This is a genomic window from Sulfitobacter sp. CW3, assembly GCF_019392245.1.
GTDB lineage: Bacteria > Pseudomonadota > Alphaproteobacteria > Rhodobacterales > Rhodobacteraceae > Sulfitobacter.
On record NZ_JAHXRL010000588.1, the window covers coordinates 1 to 232 of the forward strand.

The 232-nt window shown below is 69.0% G+C and carries 1 protein-coding gene; it reads left to right on the forward strand.

Annotation, left to right across the window (positions count from 1 at the left end; all coding sequences use genetic code 11):
- Positions 1 to 56: 56 nt before the first annotated feature.
- On the forward strand, positions 57 to 232 hold a 176-nt coding region (locus tag KZZ06_RS22650; RefSeq protein ID WP_368858729.1), incomplete at its 3' end, for a VOC family protein.

Genomic DNA, 232 nt, shown 5'->3' on the forward strand with positions numbered 1-232 from the left:
GGGCTCCACATAGAAGGCCCTGCACGCCGCCCGCGTGCCCACGGAATCCCGAGCGCATGTCCAAGCCCGTCCACGCCATGATCCGCGTCCTCGAGGAGGAGCGCGCGCGCGACTACTACGCCCGGGCCTTCGGCCTCGAGGTCTCCGACCGGTTCGACTTCCCGGACTTCACCCTCGTCTACATGCGGGACCCGGCCTCGCCGTTCGAGCTGGAGCTCACGGTGAACAAGGG